We start from the raw sequence: 20,060 nt of genomic DNA, 5'->3' as shown, positions 1-20,060 counted from the left end.
CAGGTGCTCGGTGTGTTTTCGGATCAATGGGTGGAACCGCTGGCGGAAGTGTTGCAGCGGCTCGGGAGCGAACATGTACTCGTGGTCCATGCCGAGGACGGCATGGACGAAATCAGCATCGGCGCGCCCACGCACGTTGCAGAACTGAAGGATGGCCGGGTGCGCGTCTTTACGATCCAGCCAGAGCAGTTCGGCATCCAACGTGGCGATGTATCCAAACTGGCCGTCGCGAGCCCGGCCGAAAGTCTTGCGATCATCGAATCGGTGTTGAACAACAGGCCCGGACCCGCGCGCGATATCGTCGCGCTCAATGCCGGGGCGGCGATTTATGTTGCCGGACTCGCACCCGATCTCGGCACCGGCGTCAAAACCGCGCTGGAAGTCATCGCCAGTGGCGCGGCCACGAAGAAGCTGCATGATCTCGTGGCCTTGAGCAAAAAACTCTCAGCGAAGTGAACGATACCCCTGACATTCTCCGGAAGATCCTGGCGCGCAAGCGCGAGGAGATTGCCGCGCGCGCCAGCCAGTTGTCACTCAAGGAACTGCGCCAATGTGCCGGATCCACGCCCGCTCTACGCGGCTTTTTACTGGCGATCCGGAGCCAACTTGCCGCCGGTCGTCCCGCGGTCATCGCCGAGATCAAGAAGGCGAGCCCCAGCAAGGGCCTGTTGTGCGCAGATTTCCAGCCGGCCGACATCGCCAGGAGTTATGAACGCCACGGCGCCACCTGCCTGTCGGTGCTGACCGACGTGGACTTTTTCCAGGGTGCCGACGAGCATCTCCAGCAGGCTCGCGCCGCCTGCGCGTTGCCGGTGCTGCGCAAGGATTTCACCATGGATGCATATCAAGTGTACGAGGCGCGTGCCATCGGCGCCGACGCCATCCTGCTGATTGTTGCCGCTCTGGAGGATTCCCGGATGCGCGATCTCGCCGTGCTCGCGGCGGAACTGGGCATGGATGTGTTGGTGGAGGTGCATGATGAACGGGAACTTGAGCGCGCGCTGGCGCTGAATACACCGTTGATTGGCATTAACAACCGCGATCTGCGCACTTTCCGGACGAACCTGGAAACGACCACCAGTTTACTCAAGAAAATTCCGCCGGATCGCATCGTGGTGACCGAGAGCGGAATCGGCACGCCCGAAGATGTCGCTCTGTTACGGACGCAAGGCGTGAATGCCTTTCTGGTGGGCGAGACCTTCATGAAGGCCGATGACCCCGGCGTGAAATTGGAAGAATTATTCAATGTTTCGACACCGCGTCGGGAGAGGAAATCATGAAAGCAACCATCAAGTGGAGCGGCGGTGTCAGTTTTGCCGGCACCGCGGACAGCGGCCACACCGTGATCATGGATGGCGCGCCGGAATCCGGCGGCCAGAACCAGGGCGCCCGTCCCATGGAACTGGTGCTGATCGGCATGGGCGGCTGCACGGCATTTGACGTGGTGCATATCCTGCGCAAGTCACGCCAGGAGATCGCCGGCTGCGTGGCCGAGGTGGAGGCCAAACGCGCCGAGACAGATCCCAAGGTGTTCACGCATATTCATATTCATTTTGTCGTCAGCGGAAAGGATATGGATCCGAAAAAGGTCCAGCATGCCATCGAGCTTTCCGCTACCAAGTATTGTTCGGCCTCCATCATGCTCGGCAAGACGGCGAAGATCACGCACGATTTTGAAATCGTTGAGATCAAATAAGCACATGCGTGCGGAAAGAAATTCATGAAGCGACCATCGGCGGTTCCCGGGCTGCATCATGTCGCACTGAACGTCCGCGACCTCGAGCCCTGCGAGCGGTTTTACACCGAGATGCTCGGGATGCGCGTGGAATGGCGGCCGGATCCGGACAACGTGTATCTCACCGGCGGGGCCGATAACCTGGCCCTGCACCGTGTACCATCCGGCCCCGAGCCGGGGTCGGCGCAACGGCTCGATCACATCGGTTTTGTGTTAAACGATATCGGCGAAGTGGATGCGTGGCACCAGTTTCTCAAATCGAACGGCGTGCCCATCGTCAAGGAACCCAGAACCCATCGCGACGGCGCACGCAGTTTTTACTGCCGCGACCCCGACGGAAATACCGTGCAGATGATCTACCACCCGCCGCTGGCTGGAAAATAGCTAGAACCTATCTCAAAAACGGTAGGGTGCGCCCTGCGCACCGATCCACACTTTAAATGAAGCCATTGGTGCGTGGGACGCACTCTACGAAAATCGAAACATGGTATTTTGAGGTAGACTCTAATAACTATCTCGAAAGCTAAATCCAGTAGGCCGTGCGGGTCATGATTTTTGAATTGCACTGCATCCATTGCTTGACGGGTTCCGGCAAAGCAGCGCCACCGGATTCGATCGCTACCGTGGCGTGACGGCCTTCGTCGTCGCGCATCTGCTCGAGGATCGCCCGGCTTTTATCGTCGGCGGCGGGCAGTTGCGCCAGGTGGCCGGTGAGATGATTCACCACCTGTTTCTCGGTTTCCGCGACGAACCCCAGGCTCCACTTGTCGCCGACGGCGCCCGCCAGTGCGCCGAGCGCAAATGAGCCGGCGTACCACAGCGGGTTCAGATAGCTGACATGGCTTCCAAGTTCGTGGATGCGCTGCTCGGTCCAGGCGAGGTGATCGTTTTCCTCCTGCGCCGCCTGTTCCATTTTCCCGCGAACCTCCGGCAGCCGCGCGGTCAGCGCCTGGCCCTGATACAAGGCCTGGGCGCAGATTTCCCCGACGTGATTAATGCGCATCAGCCGGCCGGACAGTTCACGCTCGGCCGCCGTCAGCGCGGGATCGTTTTTCCCCGCTGCCGGATTGTCGCGCGCCGGATGCGGGGCCGGGCCGAAAACGGCATGCAGTGCCTGGTCGAACTGTCCGATCAAGCGATCAAGCAAGCTTATGGAGCGGTTGGTCATAAATGTCGCCCTACTTCGTTCGTCTGGACATAATAATAGTCGCCCTATTCATTCGTCTGGATTTAATCAAGTTACGATACCGCTGGCGGCGCTTTCCTACAAGGGCGCTCAGGTGCCGGCGCCGTTTTGTAGCTGTCTTTCAAGCAGTACCACGGGATGCATTACTTCGATGGCCAACCCGGCTTGGCGGATGCCCGCGGCGAGATACATGGCGCAGCCCGAATTGGACGTCACCAGGATATCGGGCGCGAGCCGTCTCAAGTGATCTATTTTCGGTGCGCGCAATTGCCGTGCGATCCGTGTTTGTGTCAGATGGTAGGTTCCGGCCGCCCCGCAGCACAGTGAATTATCCGGCAGGGGAATTATCTCCACGCCGGGAATGCGGGCAAGCAGCGCATAGGGCTTGTCCTCCTGCCGCAGGACATTGGTCAAGCTGCAGGGGTCGTGCACCGCGATTCGCTTATTCAGCGGGCGGAATGCGATATCCGAAGGCCATGTCAATCCTGCGAGAAACTGGTTTAAATCCGTGACGCGAGAGCAAAACCGGTCAGCGGATTTTTCGCTTTCCCGATACTTTGCGTATTCGCTCAGTGTTGCCGTGCAGCCGCTGGATGCACACAGGATGGGCCCCGTGTCACCGGTGAATGCCTTGATGTTCTGGCCCATGAACTCGGCGGCTTTTTCGGAGAGTCCGCTGTGCAGATGCAGCGCGCCGCAGCATCCCTGATCCGGCGGCACATGCACTTCAAATCCGAGACGATTTAATAAACGGATTGCCGAAGTCAGGGTTTGTTGATCCGTGATCTGTGTCAGGCAGCCGGTAAAAATAGTGACTTTGCCTTTTGATTTGCTCTCTGGCGGGTAAATTTCCGCCGCGGTTATTGGGATTGGCTGCGAGACAAGATTTGCCTCCAGTTCGGCGAATCCGAATAACTTGAGGAGGCGGCTGGTCCGCAGGAGCCATTGCAGGCCGGACAGGCGATACAGCCACAGAATTTTGTCGAGCGTGCGGACTCTGTCTCGTTTTTCCACCAGCCATTGAAGTATCGAAACAGATCGTGCCGCCGGCGAGGCAGAAGGTTCGCGCGCGGATTCGATCAGGGCGCGCGCCGAATCGAGTGCCAGCCCGTAGGAGACATAAGAGGGGCACACCTTTTCGCAGGCGCGGCAATCGAGGCAGCGTGCCAGATGCAATTCCAGCTTGTCGCTGAGCGGTAATTCAGCTTTTGCCAGGGCGAGCATGAGCGACAGCCGGCCGCGCGGCGATTCCGATTCGTCATGCAGAAGTCCGTAGGTTGGACAGTGGGGCAGGCATAGGCCACAAGCCACACATTTGGCGGCTTCACGCTTTATGTAGGAGGCTGAGTTCAAGATTGTCGATGGTTCGTGAGAGCTGTCATGCAAAATATACCGATAGTGGGCCGGTGTCCTATAATTCGTTATCCAATCATTTGTCACTCAAGTACTGTCATTGCCCGGACCGATGTCTTATTACCGTTATCATGTTTTTTTCTGCGTAAACCGGCGCGAGGATGGCCGCGCGTGCTGTGCCAACCATCATTCACAGGAAGTACGCGATTATGCCAAGGAGCGGATCAAATCACTTGGCCTGGATGGAAAAGGGGGCGTCCGGGTCAATACCGCCGGGTGTCTGGATCGTTGCGAGGAAGGGCCGGTGCTGGTGATTTATCCGGAGGGGACGTGGTATACCTATGTGGACAAGGAAGATATCGACGAGATAATCGATCAGCATATTGGGCACGGACAGGTCGTCGAGCGCCTGAAGCTGAAAAGCTAGTTCATGGCACCATTGAAACTGACCTAAATTGCCGTTCCAGAGCCGGAAAATGTATTACCTGCACCAAAATAGAGCATTTTCTTGTTCTCTTGAGATTGAACCAACATGATGATGCCAGGTCTTAGTTGTTGAAGCTGATGTGCCAATGGAGCAAGGGTTGTGGCAGAAGTTGTTTGATTCAATAATTTTTTCTATTTGAATCAGAGTGTTATGTAATATTCCCGTGTGCCACGAGATTTCTTAATTCGAGCTTGACAATAGGTAGGAATATTAGATAATTATTATATACTGTTGTTTAGAGATTTCTGGAGGTTGGCCCGATGTTTGCTAATCTCTGAGTAGGAAGTTGAAAGATTTTCTGACGGCGCGACAAGCGCCGGGTAAAGGCTCCTCCATCCTCCTAGTGGTGGTTCGGGCGTGGCTCCCCAGCCACGCCTTTTTTTTGCCCGATGTTCATTCGTTATTTTTAATGTATTCATCGTGCCTGTATCTCGGGTTGACCCGGCAATTTCCCGGTTTTTTCCTTGTATCTTGGAACCGTCTTTTGTAATATGCGCGGCTTTCCGGCGCACAGGAATGTGCCGATTTAGGGGCGGGAAGCCCGACAACCCAATATTGAACCATCTCCATGAAAACTTTTTCTGCTAAACAGGAAACCGTCAAGCGCGACTGGTACGTGATCGATGCGGCCGGCAAGGTTCTTGGACGGGTTGCGACCGAAGTCGCTCGCCGCTTACGCGGCAAGCACAAAGCCGAGTTCACCCCACACGTCGATACCGGCGACTACATCATCATCGTCAATGCCGACAAACTGCAGGTCACGGGCAAGAAGAGCCGGGACAAGATTTATCATCGTTACACCGGCTATCAGAGCGGTCTCAAAGCGACGAGCTTCCGGGACATGATGAAGCGTGCTCCGTGCGATGTTATTGAAGAAGCGGTTCGCGGTATGCTTCCCAAGAATCCGCTGGGACGCCAAATGTTCCGCAAGCTCAAGGTTTATCGTGGCGCGGAACACCGTCATTCAGCCCAGAGCCCCAAGGTTCTGGATATCTAATCTTAATGACCAGACGAACGAAGTAAGGCGAAACTTACATTTATGGCACAGGCAAACATCTATCGTGCAACCGGACGACGCAAAACGTCTAAGGCGCGGGTTTATCTCAAACCCGGCAAAGGCGATATCGTCGTCAACAGCTTATCGGTCGATAAATATTTCGGTCGCGAAACGGCGCGCATGATCGTGCGTCAGCCGTTTGTGGCGGTGGATATGGAGAACAAATTCGATGTCATGGTGAATGTAGACGGCGGTGGGCCGAGCGGCCAGGCCGGCGCTATCCGTCACGGCATTACACGCGCGCTTATGGCCTATGACGAAACGCTTCGTCCTACCCTGCGCAAGGCCGGTTATGTCACGCGCGACGCACGTGCCGTCGAACGCAAGAAGTACGGTTTGCACAAGGCGCGCAAGAGGCCGCAATACTCCAAGCGCTAAAGGCAGTTCAGCCGGTATATCTATAAAGCCACCTCCGGGTGGCTTTATATTTTTTTGGTAGGTAAATCTTCGTCTCTGTATGGAAACATCCTGGATCAGGAGAAATCATTTAATTTCACTTATGTATCATTGTCATCCCCTTCCCTTTCGATAAATTGACCCTCCGTCTATAGCTCTTTAGAATTCCGCCCCTTACTGGGGGATCGTCTAACGGTAGGACAACAGACTCTGACTCTGTTTATCTAGGTTCGAATCCTAGTCCCCCAGCCAAAAACTAAACGGCCCACTTTTAGTGGGCCGTTTAGTTTTTTACTCGAGACTAGGATGAGACCCGCAGGTTCGACCAGCAGCGCTGGAGCAATGCGGAACAGCGGAGCGAATGCGACGCTGGCCCCAAAGGCGGCGAGGGTCATAGATGAGTCGAGTCAAATTTGGCCGGACAGCAGATTTGGGGTGCGCCACAGGGATGTGGCGAGTCAATCCTAGTTCCCAAGCCAACAAACAAAACGGCCCGTCTTGTATGGGCCGTTTTGTTTTTCAATTCAGGACTAAGATGAGAATCCTTGAGTCCGGCCAGGATTGCATGGAGCAATCCGGAACAGCGGAGCGTATAGCGAGGAGTGGCGCAGCGATGTGCCGAGTACGGAGCTAAGGATGCACGCTGGCCCCGTTAGGAGCGAGGGACAGGGGTGACGGAAGTGAAGACAAAGATCCAGTGGGTGAGCGGCGAGGAAGCGAGCCGCGTAACGCTTGGCCAGAGATGGCCACGCTGGGCTTCAAGTGGAGCAGAAAAGCGTAGCGCTGAAACTTGTCCCGGGGTTTTTGCCACAGCATCAACAAATATGTATGATGTTGTGTATTAGCAACAATTTACTAGCATGTAGTATTTTTACAATTACAAGTTGCTTATTCGCAAAAAGATGTGCTATAAAATGCTTTAAGCGTAGGTGAACTGCGCTGGAGTTTAACTCTCACATTCATTCCAGGAGGAATCGATGAACAAGAAGCTTCTTATTGCGGCGGTGGGCGCTGCGCTGGTTGCCGGCCCGATGCTGGCGGCGCAGGCGGAAACCGTGGTGTACGGTCATTTTCATGAGTCGTGGGACAGCTATGACAATGGCGGCGATTCTGGCGCTGTAAAGGACACCACGAATGGCATGCTGAACAGCAACAGCAGCCGCTTCGGCATCAAGGGCAATGAAGATCTTGGTGGTGGCCTCAAAGCTATCTACCAGATTGAATCCGGCGCTTTCAATGCTGACGATGGTTCTGGCGGTCTTGGCGGCACCCTGCGCAATACCTTTATGGGTTTCGCTGGTTCACAGTGGGGATCGGTAAAGTTTGGCCGTCACGATGCACCGGTTAAGGATATGAGCCGCAAGATCGATATGTTCAACGAAGAGATCGGTGATATGCGCGTCGCGGTCGGTTACGGCAGATTCGATAACCGCATCAGCAACATGGTGCGTTACGACAGCCCTTCATTCAGCGGCATTCAGGTTGGAGTGTTGCATGGTGTGTCTGAAGTGAATACTGACACCACTACCACAAGCGCCAACGTCACCTGGTCACAAGGGCCGATTTATGCCGGTTTGGGTTATGAGACACATATGGCCCACAGCAGCGCCCTTGAGGACGAGAGTGATATCCGCTTGGCTGGCATGTGGAACATCACCCCTGAGTTTTACCTCGCCGCTATGTACGACCAAGTGAGTAATGTCGGTTTCGTCGACAATAATGACGGAGCGACCTGGGCCATCGGAGGCGGCTTCAAATTTGCCAACAACCTCTTGAAGCTTCAGTACGCCCAGGCCGATGCGACTGACGAAGCAACCGTGGACAATGGCGCCACAGTCTGGGCAATCGGCGTTGATCATTACTTCAGCAAGACCACCAAGGTCTATCTGGACTATGCCAAGGCGGACAATGATGATGGCGCGACCACCAATGTCTCGAGCAGCTACGCCGGACACGGCACGGGCGGTGTTCCAGCTGTGGGCGCAGGGAACTCGCCGAGCGCTGTCTCGCTGGGTATGGTCGTCAACTTCTAAAAAACAGTGCTGATGACTTCGTAACAAAAGTAATCCGCAGTATCTGACGGGGCCCGACGGGCCCCGTTTTTTTTGGTTTTGAACCGTGGTGTATCTGTTAGAATTTGGCCTTAACTCTCGGCAGCTCGTATCTGAATGATCAAGATCGGCGTCATCGGCGGCACAGGGTATACCGGCGTGGAATTGCTGCGACTGCTGGCCGCGCATCCCGAGGCGGATCTGCGGGTCATTACTTCCCGGGGCGAGGCCGGGAAGAAGGTTGCGGAACTATTTTCCAATCTGCGTGGGCATGTCGATCTGGTTTTCACGGAACCTGATCCGAAGGCCCTGGCCGCATGCGATGTCGTCTTCTCAGCCACGCCCAATGGTGTGGCCATGACCCACGCACGCGAGCTGCTCAAGGGCGGGGTGAAATTTATCGATCTGGCTGCCGATTTCCGTTTGAAAGACCCGGCTGTATGGGAAAAATGGTACGGCATGCCGCATGCCTGCCCCGAACTGCTTTCCGAAGCTGTATATGGTCTGCCGGAAGTTAACCGGGAAAAAATAAAAAAAGCGCGCCTGATCGCCAACCCTGGCTGTTACCCGACCGCCGTGCAACTGGGTTTTCTCCCGCTGCTCGAGAATGATCTTGTGGATACGCAGCATCTGATCGCCGATGCAAAATCCGGTGTGAGCGGCGCTGGCAGAAAGGCGGAAGTGTCTATGCTGTTTTCGGAGGCATCGGACTCGATGAAGGCCTATGGCGTTGCCGGCCACCGCCACTGGCCCGAGATTCGTCAGGGCCTCGATGGCGTCAAGGCAAAGCCCGTGGGGCTGACCTTCGTGCCGCATCTGACGCCGATGATTCGCGGCATTCACGCCACGCTTTATGCGAGGCTCACCAAACCGGGGGCGGATCTCCAAACCATATTCGAGAAGCGTTATGCGAACGAGCCGTTTGTGGATGTCATGCCCGCGGGCAGCCATCCCGAAACCCGCTCGGTGCGTGCTTCTAACGTCTGCCGTATCGCCGCGCATCAACCTCAGGGCGGGGATACCGTCGTCGTGCTGTCAATCATCGACAACCTGGTCAAGGGCGCTGCTGGGCAGGCGATTCAGAATATGAACATTATGTTCGGTTTGGATGAAAGCATGGGCCTCGATCTGACAGGCATACTGCCCTGATGTAAAGGCGCTCTTGTGATCGTCCATTGATCCGGCTATGTTCAAGTAAACCGCAGGATTTCCCTGAATGATTGATCTGAATAAACCAGGCGAGCTGGTGATCAAGCCGCGGTATTCTCCGCGCATTAAACTGCTGCTCGCCGTTATTGCCGCCGTGGTGCTGCTGGTTTCGGCGGGCCTGATCTACAACTACGGCCTGAATCGCGCCGGGTTCGAGCGCCAGTCGGCGGAGCAGACCCAGCAGACGTTGCAGGATGATATGCGCAAGATGCGCGACGAGAATCATGAATTGCAGGAGTCACTGGCGCGCGCGCAGCGGACCATCCAGATGGACCAGGCTGCCTACCAGGACCTGGACAAGTCGCTCAAAGCTTCGGCGCAGGAGATCGTCAAGCTCCGGGAAGAGCTGAATTTCTACCGTAACATCATCTCGCCGACCGATAAGAAAAGCGGCCTGCGTGTCCAGAATCTTTACATCGAAGCGGCCGGCAACGCGAATCAGTATCGCTACAAACTGGTGCTCATCCAGGCCCTGAAACACGAGAGCTCGATTCAGGGACGCGCCAGCTTTGAGATCAGCGGCGTGCAGGTGGGTGAGGACGTCGTATTGAAGATACCGGCGGCGAACGAACGCGCCATATCGGTTAACTTCAAGTATTTTCAGGATATCGAGGGAAAGTTCGAACTGCCCCGGAATTTTCAGCCCAAGCGTGTCAAGGTGTATATCACATCCCCGGGCGGTACCTCGATGGCGGAAGCCAGCTATAACTGGCCGGAGGTGTAAAGTGCAGTGGACGGGGTTATGCTAAGGCCCTGTTTCGGCGCGCCATGTTTTTAGCCCCGGCACGTCTACAATTTATATTACATGGAGGGTATGCCTATGTTGTCTGCTCTGGGAAAAACCCCGACGGAAAAGCCGTGCAATACGATTGATACGCTGATCGGCGCCAAGACTGATCTCAAGGGTGATATCGTGTTCACGGGCGGGTTGCGTGTTGACGGGAAAGTCCGCGGAAATATCACAGCCAAGGGCGACGGCAACAGTACGTTGGTGCTGAGTGAAAATGCCATGGTGACCGGCAATGTGACGGTGCCGCACATCATCACGAATGGAACGATCAAGGGAAACGTGCGCGCTGCCGAACGCATCGAACTTCAGCCCAAGGCGGAAATTACCGGGGACGTTTATTACAAGGTGATTGAAATGTCACTCGGGGCCGTGATCAATGGAAACTTGCTACGGGAGGCGGTCGAGCTTAATAAAGGTACGGTTACCAGACTGAAATCGGCTAGCGAGGGTAGTTCGGAGGCCGAAGACTAGGATTGTTGACCTGGTGGGTCAGGAATAGGATAATTGCATCATTGAAAGTCACTGAGTTTTGTGGAGGTCCAATATGAGTGCTGCTATGCCTGAGATGCCGTCACCCCTGTTGTTCACCGACAACGCGGCAAAAAAGGTGAAGGAACTGATCGAAGAGGAAAAGAATCCGGCTCTGATGCTGCGTGTGTTTGTTTCCGGCGGCGGGTGTTCGGGATTTCAGTACGGCTTCACGTTCGAAGAGAGCGCCAATGAAGACGATACGCGCGTGGAAAAAAACGGCGTTACCCTGTTGATTGATCCGTTGAGCTTCCAGTATCTGACGGGAGCTGAAATCGATTTTCAGGAGGGTGTTCAGGGCGCCCAGTTTGTGATCAAGAATCCGCAAGCCAAAACCACCTGCGGTTGCGGATCGTCCTTCAACACCTGAGCTATTTTCGGTAATCGAAACCCAAAGGGCCCTAATGGGCCCTTTGTCATTCCGAGGCTAAGCCAGGACACGTTCGTCTAGCGGGATTCAGGCAGGATAGATTCCGCCGAGGATGACTTCACGTCGTGCACCTGTCACGGCAGGGATGTTTCCGGGCCGGCCCTCCAGCGTCTGATGCGCCAGCCAGGCGAAGGCCACCCCTTCTACCCAGTCCGGATGCAGCCCTAATGCTTCAGTCGTGGCCACCGGTATGTCAGCAAAATTCCTCGCCAGTGCCGCCATCAGCTCACGGTTGTGCGCGCCGCCACCGCAGACAAAGACCTCCCCGGTCTTCGGCAGAAACCGTCGGACTGCCTCGGCGACGGTCAGCGCCGTCAGCTGCAAAAGTGTTGCTTGCACGTCGGCGGCTGAGGACACGGAAGATATTTTTTTCAGGCGGCTGTCGAGCCATTCCAGGTTGAAGTGCTCACGACCCGTGCTCTTGGGCGGCGGTGCCGCGAAGTAGGGGTCTGTCTGCAGTTGCTCCAACAGGGCCTTGGAGGATTTACCGGAGGCCGCCCATTGTCCCGCGTCATCGTAGTCGCGTGCATTGTGATGCCCCATCCATTGGTCAAGAAGCGTATTGCCCGGGCCGGTGTCGAAGCCGCTCACCGGCTGAGAGGCATCGGTGGGAAGATACGTGACATTGGCAATCCCGCCGATGTTAAGGATAACGCGGTTATGCTGTGTCGAATGAAAAAGTTGGCGGTGAAATGCCGGCACGAGCGGCGCGCCCTGACCGCCGGCAGCGATGTCGCGCGCGCGAAAATCTGCCACGGTGGTAATGCCGGTGCGTTCGGCGATCACGGAAGGGTTGCCGACCTGCAGCGTGAAAGGATGTGCCGCGCGGGGCCGGTGCCGCAACGTCTGGCCATGGCTGCCGATGGCGCGGATGTTATTTTTATCAAGACCTGCCTGCTGGATTACGGCATTGGCTGCTTCGGCAAAGAGATCTCCAAGGGCCATGTCCAATTCGCCGAGACGTTCAATTTCGTTTGCGCCGGCGCGCATCAAGGCCTGGATCTCGCCGCGCATCGCGGGTGGAATCGGATGCGCATGGGAGGCGATCAGGACAGGTTTGCCGTCGGCGGAGATGGAGACCAGCGCGGCATCGATGCTGTCCACGCTGGTTCCTGACATCAGCCCGATATAGTGCATGACCTGAGTTTCGGGTAGAGCGCGGGAAGTTACAAGGGGTTGGCGGTTTACCGGCTGGCGGCGACCTGCGTGCCGCGGCCGATAAGGTCCAGCCGTTCGCTCCAGGTTTTTGCCATCCGCGCGAAGTCGTCACGATGTTCCCGGGCGATCGGCGTGGACCCCGGGAATCGGAACGTCAGCGGGTTGCGATGTTCACCGTTGACTTGGAATTCGTAATGCAGATGAGGACCACTGGCCAGGCCCGTGGTACCCACGTAACCGATGGTTTGGCCCTGATCCACGAAGCTGCCGACGCGGAGGCTGGTATTGAACCGCGACAGGTGCGCGTACACCGTGCTGTAGGTAGCATTGTGCCGGACGACAATGCGTTTGCCGTAACCGCCGTTCCAGCCCAAGGACAGAATACGTCCACTGGACGTGGCGCGCACCGGCGTGCCGAGGGGCGCGCCATAGTCCACTCCATGATGCGCACGCCATTTTTTGAGTATGGGATGAAAACGGCCGGTGGAGAAGCGCGAGGTAATGCGGCTGAATTCCACCGGTGTGCGCAGAAACGGCCGGCGCATACTCATGCCTTCGGGTGTGAAATAAGAGGTATAGCCGTTGACGTCACGATAGGCGATGGCGCGGAAGACGCGTCCCTGGTTGATGAACTCGGCGGCCAGAATCGTCCCGTCGGCCACTTTCTGTCCCTGCCAGTATTTTTCTTCGTGAATCACCGAAAAACTGTCGCCGGTTCGCAGATCGAGAGCAAAGTCGATATCCCATCCGAAGATCTCCGCGAGCTTCATGATCAGCGTGTCGGAAAGCCCGGCTTCCTGTCCATCTTCGAACAGCGACGATTCGATGGTGCCGCTGACATGGGCGACGCGCGTCGCGAAGGCGCGTATTTCCTTGGTGAGTTCAAACCGACCCTCCTGGCGGATGAGATGAAACGCCTCGCCGGGATCGGTTTCATAGACAAGCTCCTGCCAGGGCCGGCCGGCCTCGGTGCGCAAGCGCAGTGTTTGCCCCGGGCGAAACTGGCGAAACACGCGCGCCTCCGGATTGGACTGGATCACGTGACTGATTTCATTGCCGTCGTACCCCAGTCGTTTCAGGATGTCTGACAGGGTATCCCGTTTCCGGACCGTGACCTCGGTCCAGGATTCACGGTTGGAAGACTTCATTACCGGAGTTTCGGCGATGACGGATGGTGGCGCCAAGCCGTTCGCCGCTGTCGGAAGAGTAGTATCACCGAGTCGCACCGTCTGTGGTGGCGTGGCCGGAATCAGCGAGCCCGCCGGCGGGGCATCACTCCCACGCGGCATGATGGCGGCGATCGTCACCGACGTGAGAAAAATCGCCATTCCCAGCAGCCACACGCCGCGCCGATGAAAATGACGGTAGCGGGTTGTCTGGTGCATCAGCTGTCTGAGGCGCCGAAGAAGTCCCTTGGGCAAGGTTTTCATCCTGATCGTTATTAAATGATGCGGTCTCAAGTCTAGCCGATCAGTGCATGGGCGTGAACCCGCCTTGCCTACCAACATGCCTGGCCGGGTCGGCTATGATACCCTTGGCGCCGCACAACCATTCCGAACTTTCCGGATTATTTCATGACAGAGGCAAACGAAGCGCTGCGTATCATCCAGCGCGGCACCGAAGAAATTCTGCTCGAATCCGAACTCACCGAGCGCCTCAAATCCGGGCGGCGGTTGCGCGTGAAGGCGGGTTTCGACCCGACCGCGCCCGACCTGCATCTCGGGCACACGGTGCTGATCAACAAGCTGCGTCAGTTCCAGGACTTGGGCCACGAAGTCCTGTTTCTGATCGGTGATTTCACCGGCATGATCGGCGATCCGACCGGCAAGAACACCACGCGTCCGCCGCTCTCGCGTGACGAGGTGATCGAGAATGCACGTACCTACGAAACCCAGATTTACAAGATCCTCGATCCGGAAAAAACACTGGTGATGTTCAATTCCAGCTGGATGAGCGAGATGCGCGCATCCGATCTGATCCAGCTCGCGGCCACGCATACGGTGGCGCGCATGCTCGAGCGCGATGATTTCGCCAGGCGATACAAGTCCGGTCAGCCGATCGCGATTCACGAATTCCTTTATCCCTTGATCCAGGGTTATGATTCGGTCGCGATGCGCGCTGACGTGGAGCTGGGAGGAACCGATCAGAAATTCAATTTGCTGGCCGGCCGTGAGTTACAGAAACTCAACGGGCAGGCGCCCCAAGTCGTGATCACGATGCCCTTGCTCGAAGGCACCGACGGTGTGAATAAGATGTCGAAGTCGCTGGGCAACTATATTGGTATCGACGAATCGCCGGACGAAATGTTCGGCAAGCTCATGTCGATTTCGGATGCGTTGATGTGGCGCTATTTCGATTTGCTCTCATTCGAACACGCCGACAAGATTGCATTGATGAGGCTTAGTGTCGAAGAAGGAGCCAATCCACGCGATATCAAGTTTGAGCTGGCCAAGGAAATTGTCAGCCGTTTTCATGGTGGACCGAAGGCAGGCCAAGATGCGATGCTCAACTTTATCGCACGCTTCCAGCAGCGGGAGATTCCAGCGGATATTTCAGAAATAGAACTAGCCGGCAACGGCAAGGGGCTCACACTTTCCCGCCTCCTCAAGGACGCGGGCCTCACGGCCAGCACTTCTGAGGCCATGCGTCTGATCAAGCAGGGGGGGGTACGGATAGACGGCGAGAAGGCGGAAGATCCGGCACTTGAAATCCGCCCGGGACAGGCTCACGTTTTTCAGGTCGGCAAGCGGAAATTCATGCGAGTACGTGTGCGCTGATGACCGTTTAACCTGGATTATTCCAAGTCGGTGGGAAAATCTGGCAAATACCAGTCTTTTGGGCTGCCAGAAACAGCGGTTTTCTGGTCATTTTGCAGTTCTGGTCGCTTCCGCCCGCGCGGCGCAAAATAGCTGAAATCAAGCGTTGACGCGGGGAGCGGCACGCGTATAATGCGCCTCCCTTGGGCCGGTACCGTCGTATCGGCTTTTGTTCTTTAAAAATTCGAGATCAAGTAATTTGTGTGGGCGCTCTTGTCGAGCCTGGTCAACCAATGAAAGGTGACTGATGCCCGCCTTAAACGGCGACGCGTTCAGTCACATGAAGTTTTAGTTCCTTGAATGGAACAACGAAGTTTATTTGGAGAGTTTGATCCTGGCTCAGATTGAACGCTGGCGGCATGCCTAACACATGCAAGTCGCACGCGAAAGGGGGCAACCCTGAGTAGAGTGGCGGACGGGTGAGTAACGCGTAGGAATCTACCTGGTAGTGGGGGACAACCCGGCGAAAGCCGGGCTAATACCGCATACGATCCACGGATGAAAGCAGGGGACCGCAAGGCCTTGCGCTATCAGATGAGCCTGCGTCGGATTAGCTAGTTGGTGAGGTAACGGCTCACCAAGGCAACGATCCGTAGCTGGTTTGAGAGAACGACCAGCCACACCGGAACTGAGACACGGTCCGGACTCCTACGGGAGGCAGCAGTGGGGAATATTGGACAATGGGGGCAACCCTGATCCAGCAATGCCGCGTGTGTGAAGAAGGCCTTCGGGTTGTAAAGCACTTTCGGTGGGGACAAACAAGGCGGAGCTAACATCTCCGTCCCTGATGGTACCCAAAGAAGAAGCACCGGCTAACTCTGTGCCAGCAGCCGCGGTAATACAGAGGGTGCAAGCGTTAATCGGAATTACTGGGCGTAAAGGGTGCGTAGGTGGTTTGTTAAGTCAGGCGTGAAATCCTCGGGCTCAACCTGGGAACTGCGCTTGATACTGACAGACTCGAGTGTGGTAGAGGATAGTGGAATTCCCGGTGTAGCGGTGAAATGCGTAGATATCGGGAGGAACATCAGTGGCAAAGGCGGCTATCTGGACTAACACTGACACTGAGGCACGAAAGCGTGGGTAGCAAACAGGATTAGATACCCTGGTAGTCCACGCCCTAAACGATGGGTACTAGACGTCGGGAAGCTTGTCTTCTTGGTGTCGCAGCTAACGCAATAAGTACCCCGCCTGGGGAGTACGGTCGCAAGATTAAAACTCAAAGGAATTGACGGGGGCCCGCACAAGCGGTGGAGCATGTGGTTCAATTCGATGCAACGCGAAAAACCTTACCTGCCCTTGACATCTGGGGAATCCTGCAGAGATGCGGGAGTGCCGCAAGGAACCCCAAGACAGGTGCTGCATGGCTGTCGTCAGCTCGTGTCGTGAGATGTTGGGTTAAGTCCCGTAACGAGCGCAACCCTCGTCTCTAGTTGCCATCATTCAGTTGGGCACTCTAGAGAGACTGCCGGTGACAAACCGGAGGAAGGTGGGGATGACGTCAAGTCCTCATGGCCTTTATGGGCAGGGCTACACACGTGCTACAATGGCCGGTACAGAGGGTCGCCAACCCGCGAGGGGGAGCTAATCTCAGAAAGCCGGTCGTAGTCCGGATTGGAGTCTGCAACTCGACTCCATGAAGTCGGAATCGCTAGTAATCGCGGATCAGCACGCCGCGGTGAATACGTTCCCGGGCCTTGTACACACCGCCCGTCACACCATGGGAGTTGGCTGTACCAGAAGCAGGTAGCCTAACCGCAAGGAGGGCGCCTACCACGGTATGGTCAATGACTGGGGTGAAGTCGTAACAAGGTAGCCGTAGGGGAACCTGCGGCTGGATCACCTCCTTTCAGAAATTACCAGCTCACTTGAGCGCTCACACACATTACTTGATCACGAAGCGACAAGACCTCGGGTCTGTAGCTCAGTTGGTTAGAGCACACGCTTGATAAGCGTGGGGTCGGTGGTTCAAATCCACCCAGACCCACCATGCTTATCAAGGGGCCATAGCTCAGCTGGGAGAGCACTAGCTTTGCAAGCTAGGGGTCGCCGGTTCGATCCCGGCTGGCTCCACCAACTCCGAAGCCAGAAATCAGCAGATTGAAAACTGTCTGCTGATTTCTGTCTTCAGAAGATGAAGTTAAGACAGATCGTTCTTTTACAATTTGGGCAGTGATGTATGTAAAGGCGCCAGAATAGTTGCCATGTTTTTATTTTATGGCGGCTGATTCTGATTGATTAGGTGTTTTCTTAAAACACCTAGTCTGGGAATGTTGCATTGGCACAGAGAACCCATGTGATCCTTTATTATGTAGGTTTAACTGATTGCTTCGCAATCAGTGGCCGACGTTTTGGGGTTATATGGTCAAGTGAATAAGCGCATACGGTGAATGCCTTGGCGGCAACAGGCGATGAAAGACGTGGTAGCCTGCGATAAGCCTCGGGGAGCCGGCAAACAGGCTTTGATCCGAGGATTTCTGAATGGGGAAACCCACCTCGCAAGAGGTATCGTTATCTGAATACATAGGGTAACGAAGCAAACCCGGGGAACTGAAACATCTCAGTACCCGGAGGAAAAGAAATCAACCGAGATTCCGCTAGTAGTGGCGAGCGAACGCGGAGTAGCCCTTAAGTTGCGTGTGTTTTAGTGGAACGGTCTGGAAAGTCCGGCCATAGCGGGTGATAGCCCCGTACACAAAAAGGCACATGTGATGAAATTGAGTAGGACGGGACACGTGTAATCCTGTCTGAACATGGGGGGACCATCCTCCAAGGCTAAATACTCGTTGCCGACCGATAGTGAACCAGTACCGTGAGGGAAAGGCGAAAAGAACCCCGGAGAGGGGAGTGAAATAGAACCTGAAACCGTATGCGTACAAGCAGTCGGAGCCCCGCAAGGGGTGACGGCGTACCTTTTGTATAATGGGTCAGCGAGTTATTTTCAGTGGCGAGGCTAACCGTTTAGGGGAGCCGTAGGGAAACCGAGTCTTAAAAGGGCGACCAGTCGCTGGGAATAGACCCGAAACCAGTCGATCTATCCATGGCCAGGCTGAAAGTGGGGTAACACCCGCTGGAGGGCCGAACCAACCACTGTTGCAAAAGTGCGTGGATGAGCTGTGGATCGGAGTGAAAGGCTAAACAAGGCTGGAGATAGCTGGTTCTCCTCGAAAGCTATTTAGGTAGCGCCTCGTGAATCACCCTCGGGGGTAGAGCACTGTTACGGCTAGGGTTCCGTCTAGGGATACCAAACCGTTGCAAACTCCGAATACCGGGGAGTGCGATCACGGGAGACACACGGCGGGCGCTAACGTTCGTCGTGAAGAGGGATACAACCCAGACCGCCAGCTAAGGTCCCAAAATTACAGCTAAGTGGTGAACGATGTGGGAAGGCATAAACAGCCAGGATGTTGGCTTAGAAGCAGCCATCATTTAAAGAAAGCGTAATAGCTCACTGGTCGAGTCGGCCCGCGCGGAAGATTTAACGGGGCTCAAGCTGTATACCGAAGCTGCGGATGTGCGAGGTCTTCGGATCTTGCACGTGGTAGAGGAGCGTTCCGTACGCCTGCGAAGGTGACTCGTAAGGGTTGCTGGAGGTATCGGAAGTGCGAATGCTGACATGAGTAGCGTTAATGCGGGTGAAAAACCCGCACGCCGAAAGCCCAAGGTTTCCTGCGCAACGTTAATCGGCGCAGGGTGAGTCGGTCCCTAAGGCGAGGTCGAAAGACGTAGTCGATGGGAAACAGGTTAATATTCCTGTACCGTCCATGACTGCTATGGGGAGACGGAGAAGGTTAGGTCAGCCGGGTGTTGGTTGTCCCGGTTTAAGCGTGTAGGTGTGCTGCATAGGTAAATCCGTGCGGCTTAACTGAGGCGTGATGACGAGGTCTCTTTGAGACCGAAGTGATCGATACCATGCTTCCAAGAAAATCCTCTATGCTTCAGGTCATGGCGACCGTACCCCAAACCGACACTGGTGGGCGAGATGAAAATTCTTAGGCGCTTGAGAGAACTCGGGTTAAGGAACTCGGCAAATTGGCACCGTAACTTCGGAAGAAGGTGCGCCTCTGTTAGGTGAAGGGCCTGCGCCCGGAGCCGAGAGAGGTCGCAGAGAATCGGTAGCTGCAACTGTTTATCAAAAACACAGCACTCTGCAAACACGAAAGTGGACGTATAGGGTGTGACGCCTGCCCGGTGCCGGAAGGTTAATTGATGGGGTCAGCCGCAAGGCAAAGCTCTTGATCGAAGCCCCGGTGAACGGCGGCCGTAACTATAACGGTCCTAAGGTAGCGAAATTCCTTGTCGGGTAAGTTCCGACCTGCACGAATGGCGTAATGATGGCTACACTGTCTCGACCCGAGACTCAGCGAAGTTGAAATCGCTGTGAAGATGCAGCGTTCCCGCCGCAAGACGGAAAGACCCCGTGAACCTTTACTATACCTTCACACTGAACTTTGAAGCTGTCTGTGTAGGATAGCTGGGAGACTTTGAAGCGGAGGCGCCAGCCTTCGTGGAGTCAACCTTGAAATACCAGCCTGATAGCTTTGAGGTTCTAACCTTGACCCGTGATCCGGGCCGGGGACAGTGTGTGGCGGGTAGTTTGACTGGGGCGGTCTCCTCCCAAAGAGTAACGGAGGAGCGCGAAGGTACCCTCAGCACGGTCGGAAATCGTGCGTCGAGTGTAATGGCAGAAGGGTGCTTGACTGCGAGACAGACAAGTCGAGCAGGGTCGAAAGACGGTCATAGTGATCCGGTGGTTCTGTATGGAAGGGCCATCGCTCAACGGATAAAAGGTACTCCGGGGATAACAGGCTGATACCGCCCAAGAGTTCATATCGACGGCGGTGTTTGGCACCTCGATGTCGGCTCA

Annotated in this window: 16 protein-coding genes, 3 tRNA genes, 2 rRNA genes and 1 pseudogene; 18 read left to right on the top strand and 4 right to left on the bottom strand. The window is 55.7% G+C overall.

All coding sequences use genetic code 11. The annotated features are described in order from the left end of the window. The 4 genes and pseudogenes from trpD to WB402_RS03610 form a co-directional block, all read left to right on the top strand. Positions 1-456 (top strand): annotated as a pseudogene (trpD, locus tag WB402_RS03625) (anthranilate phosphoribosyltransferase); the annotation flags it as partial. Beyond that, complete coding sequence (trpC, locus tag WB402_RS03620; RefSeq protein ID WP_424205549.1) at positions 453-1,280, top strand: indole-3-glycerol phosphate synthase TrpC; 828 nt, start codon at positions 453-455, stop codon at positions 1,278-1,280. The pseudogene trpD and the gene trpC, both read left to right, overlap by 4 nt. Then, a complete protein-coding gene (locus WB402_RS03615; RefSeq protein WP_424205548.1) occupies positions 1,277-1,696 on the top strand; it encodes an OsmC family protein in 420 nt (139 codons plus the stop codon). Before trpC ends, WB402_RS03615 begins: the two co-directional genes overlap by 4 nt. 24 nt (positions 1,697-1,720) lie before the next feature. Then, positions 1,721-2,119 carry a VOC family protein gene (locus tag WB402_RS03610; RefSeq protein WP_424205547.1) on the top strand — a complete coding sequence of 133 codons (399 nt, stop codon included), beginning with the start codon at positions 1,721-1,723 and terminating at the stop codon, positions 2,117-2,119. A gap of 139 nt (positions 2,120-2,258) precedes the next feature. On the opposite strand, the gene coq7 is transcribed toward WB402_RS03610, so the two are convergent. Together coq7 and WB402_RS03600 are read right to left on the bottom strand one after the other, a co-directional pair. Then, the gene (gene coq7, locus WB402_RS03605; protein ID WP_424205546.1) at positions 2,259-2,903 is read right to left on the bottom strand and encodes a 2-polyprenyl-3-methyl-6-methoxy-1,4-benzoquinone monooxygenase; all 645 of its coding nucleotides are present in this window, start codon (positions 2,901-2,903) and stop codon (positions 2,259-2,261) included. Between the two features lie 108 nt (positions 2,904-3,011). Next, positions 3,012-4,361 (bottom strand): (Fe-S)-binding protein, encoded by a 1,350-nt coding sequence (locus tag WB402_RS03600; protein ID WP_424205545.1) that lies wholly within the window; start codon positions 4,359-4,361, stop codon positions 3,012-3,014. Between the two features lie 25 nt (positions 4,362-4,386). On the opposite strand from WB402_RS03600, the gene WB402_RS03595 reads away from it, so the two are divergent. The 9 genes from WB402_RS03595 (at position 4,387) to erpA (ending at position 11,162) form a co-directional block, all read left to right on the top strand. Then, positions 4,387-4,701, top strand: coding sequence for a (2Fe-2S) ferredoxin domain-containing protein (locus WB402_RS03595; protein ID WP_424205544.1), 315 nt, complete (start codon positions 4,387-4,389; stop codon positions 4,699-4,701). Positions 4,702-5,329: 628 nt separating this feature from the next. Continuing rightward, entirely contained in the window at positions 5,330-5,758 is a 429-nt protein-coding gene (gene rplM / locus WB402_RS03590) for a 50S ribosomal protein L13 (RefSeq protein ID WP_424205543.1), read from the top strand. Between the two features lie 42 nt (positions 5,759-5,800). Continuing rightward, positions 5,801-6,196 (top strand): 30S ribosomal protein S9, encoded by a 396-nt coding sequence (gene rpsI / locus WB402_RS03585; RefSeq protein ID WP_424205542.1) that lies wholly within the window; start codon positions 5,801-5,803, stop codon positions 6,194-6,196. Positions 6,197-6,392: 196 nt separating this feature from the next. Next, positions 6,393-6,466, top strand: a tRNA-Gln gene (locus tag WB402_RS03580). A gap of 725 nt (positions 6,467-7,191) precedes the next feature. Next, a complete protein-coding gene (locus WB402_RS03575) occupies positions 7,192-8,247 on the top strand; it encodes a porin (protein ID WP_424205541.1) in 1,056 nt (351 codons plus the stop codon). A gap of 135 nt (positions 8,248-8,382) precedes the next feature. Beyond that, the gene (gene argC, locus WB402_RS03570) at positions 8,383-9,414 is read left to right on the top strand and encodes an N-acetyl-gamma-glutamyl-phosphate reductase (protein ID WP_424205540.1); all 1,032 of its coding nucleotides are present in this window, start codon (positions 8,383-8,385) and stop codon (positions 9,412-9,414) included. 67 nt (positions 9,415-9,481) lie between these two features. Then, positions 9,482-10,198 carry a DUF6776 family protein gene (locus tag WB402_RS03565; protein WP_424205539.1) on the top strand — a complete coding sequence of 239 codons (717 nt, stop codon included), beginning with the start codon at positions 9,482-9,484 and terminating at the stop codon, positions 10,196-10,198. 96 nt (positions 10,199-10,294) lie between these two features. Then, complete coding sequence (locus WB402_RS03560; protein WP_424205538.1) at positions 10,295-10,735, top strand: bactofilin family protein; 441 nt, start codon at positions 10,295-10,297, stop codon at positions 10,733-10,735. Between the two features lie 73 nt (positions 10,736-10,808). Next, positions 10,809-11,162 (top strand): iron-sulfur cluster insertion protein ErpA, encoded by a 354-nt coding sequence (erpA, locus tag WB402_RS03555; RefSeq protein WP_424205537.1) that lies wholly within the window; start codon positions 10,809-10,811, stop codon positions 11,160-11,162. An 87-nt stretch (positions 11,163-11,249) separates the two neighbouring features. Here the strand turns inward: erpA and WB402_RS03550 are convergent, their stop codons facing one another. Next, positions 11,250-12,359 carry an anhydro-N-acetylmuramic acid kinase gene (locus WB402_RS03550; protein ID WP_424205536.1) on the bottom strand — a complete coding sequence of 370 codons (1,110 nt, stop codon included), beginning with the start codon at positions 12,357-12,359 and terminating at the stop codon, positions 11,250-11,252. Between the two features lie 47 nt (positions 12,360-12,406). Then, positions 12,407-13,765, bottom strand: coding sequence for an OapA family protein (locus WB402_RS03545; protein ID WP_424205535.1), 1,359 nt, complete (start codon positions 13,763-13,765; stop codon positions 12,407-12,409). A gap of 189 nt (positions 13,766-13,954) precedes the next feature. Here WB402_RS03545 and tyrS point away from each other — a divergent pair, with 189 nt between their 5' ends. The 5 genes from tyrS to WB402_RS03520 form a co-directional block, all read left to right on the top strand. Beyond that, positions 13,955-15,157, top strand: a complete 1,203-nt coding sequence (tyrS, locus tag WB402_RS03540; RefSeq protein ID WP_424205534.1) for a tyrosine--tRNA ligase — start codon at positions 13,955-13,957, stop codon at positions 15,155-15,157. Positions 15,158-15,512: 355 nt separating this feature from the next. Then, positions 15,513-17,043 (top strand): 16S ribosomal RNA (locus WB402_RS03535). A gap of 63 nt (positions 17,044-17,106) precedes the next feature. Continuing rightward, positions 17,107-17,183, top strand: a tRNA-Ile gene (locus tag WB402_RS03530). Between the two features lie 10 nt (positions 17,184-17,193). After that, a tRNA-Ala gene (locus WB402_RS03525) sits at positions 17,194-17,269 on the top strand. A gap of 287 nt (positions 17,270-17,556) precedes the next feature. Beyond that, a 23S ribosomal RNA gene (locus tag WB402_RS03520) occupies positions 17,557-20,060 on the top strand; the annotation flags it as partial.

Source organism: Sulfuricaulis sp. (genome assembly GCF_049587675.1).
Classification (GTDB): Bacteria; Pseudomonadota; Gammaproteobacteria; order Acidiferrobacterales; family Sulfurifustaceae; genus Sulfuricaulis.
This window is presented reverse-complemented; position numbering and strand designations above follow the sequence as displayed.

Excerpts from the sequence above, each read along its gene's own strand:
- WB402_RS03615 (WP_424205548.1), top strand. The coding sequence starts at position 1,277 with ATGAAAGCAACCATCAAGTGGAGCGGCGGTGTCAGTTTTGCCGGCACC.
- WB402_RS03610 (WP_424205547.1), top strand. The coding sequence starts at position 1,721 with ATGAAGCGACCATCGGCGGTTCCCGGGCTGCATCATGTCGCACTGAAC.
- coq7 (WP_424205546.1), bottom strand. The coding sequence starts at position 2,903 with ATGACCAACCGCTCCATAAGCTTGCTTGATCGCTTGATCGGACAGTTC.
- WB402_RS03595 (WP_424205544.1), top strand. The coding sequence starts at position 4,387 with ATGTCTTATTACCGTTATCATGTTTTTTTCTGCGTAAACCGGCGCGAG.
- rplM (WP_424205543.1), top strand. The coding sequence starts at position 5,330 with ATGAAAACTTTTTCTGCTAAACAGGAAACCGTCAAGCGCGACTGGTAC.
- rpsI (WP_424205542.1), top strand. The coding sequence starts at position 5,801 with ATGGCACAGGCAAACATCTATCGTGCAACCGGACGACGCAAAACGTCT.
- WB402_RS03575 (WP_424205541.1), top strand. The coding sequence starts at position 7,192 with ATGAACAAGAAGCTTCTTATTGCGGCGGTGGGCGCTGCGCTGGTTGCC.
- argC (WP_424205540.1), top strand. The coding sequence starts at position 8,383 with ATGATCAAGATCGGCGTCATCGGCGGCACAGGGTATACCGGCGTGGAA.
- WB402_RS03565 (WP_424205539.1), top strand. The coding sequence starts at position 9,482 with ATGATTGATCTGAATAAACCAGGCGAGCTGGTGATCAAGCCGCGGTAT.
- WB402_RS03560 (WP_424205538.1), top strand. The coding sequence starts at position 10,295 with ATGTTGTCTGCTCTGGGAAAAACCCCGACGGAAAAGCCGTGCAATACG.
- erpA (WP_424205537.1), top strand. The coding sequence starts at position 10,809 with ATGAGTGCTGCTATGCCTGAGATGCCGTCACCCCTGTTGTTCACCGAC.
- WB402_RS03550 (WP_424205536.1), bottom strand. The coding sequence starts at position 12,359 with ATGCACTATATCGGGCTGATGTCAGGAACCAGCGTGGACAGCATCGAT.
- WB402_RS03545 (WP_424205535.1), bottom strand. The coding sequence starts at position 13,765 with ATGCACCAGACAACCCGCTACCGTCATTTTCATCGGCGCGGCGTGTGG.
- tyrS (WP_424205534.1), top strand. The coding sequence starts at position 13,955 with ATGACAGAGGCAAACGAAGCGCTGCGTATCATCCAGCGCGGCACCGAA.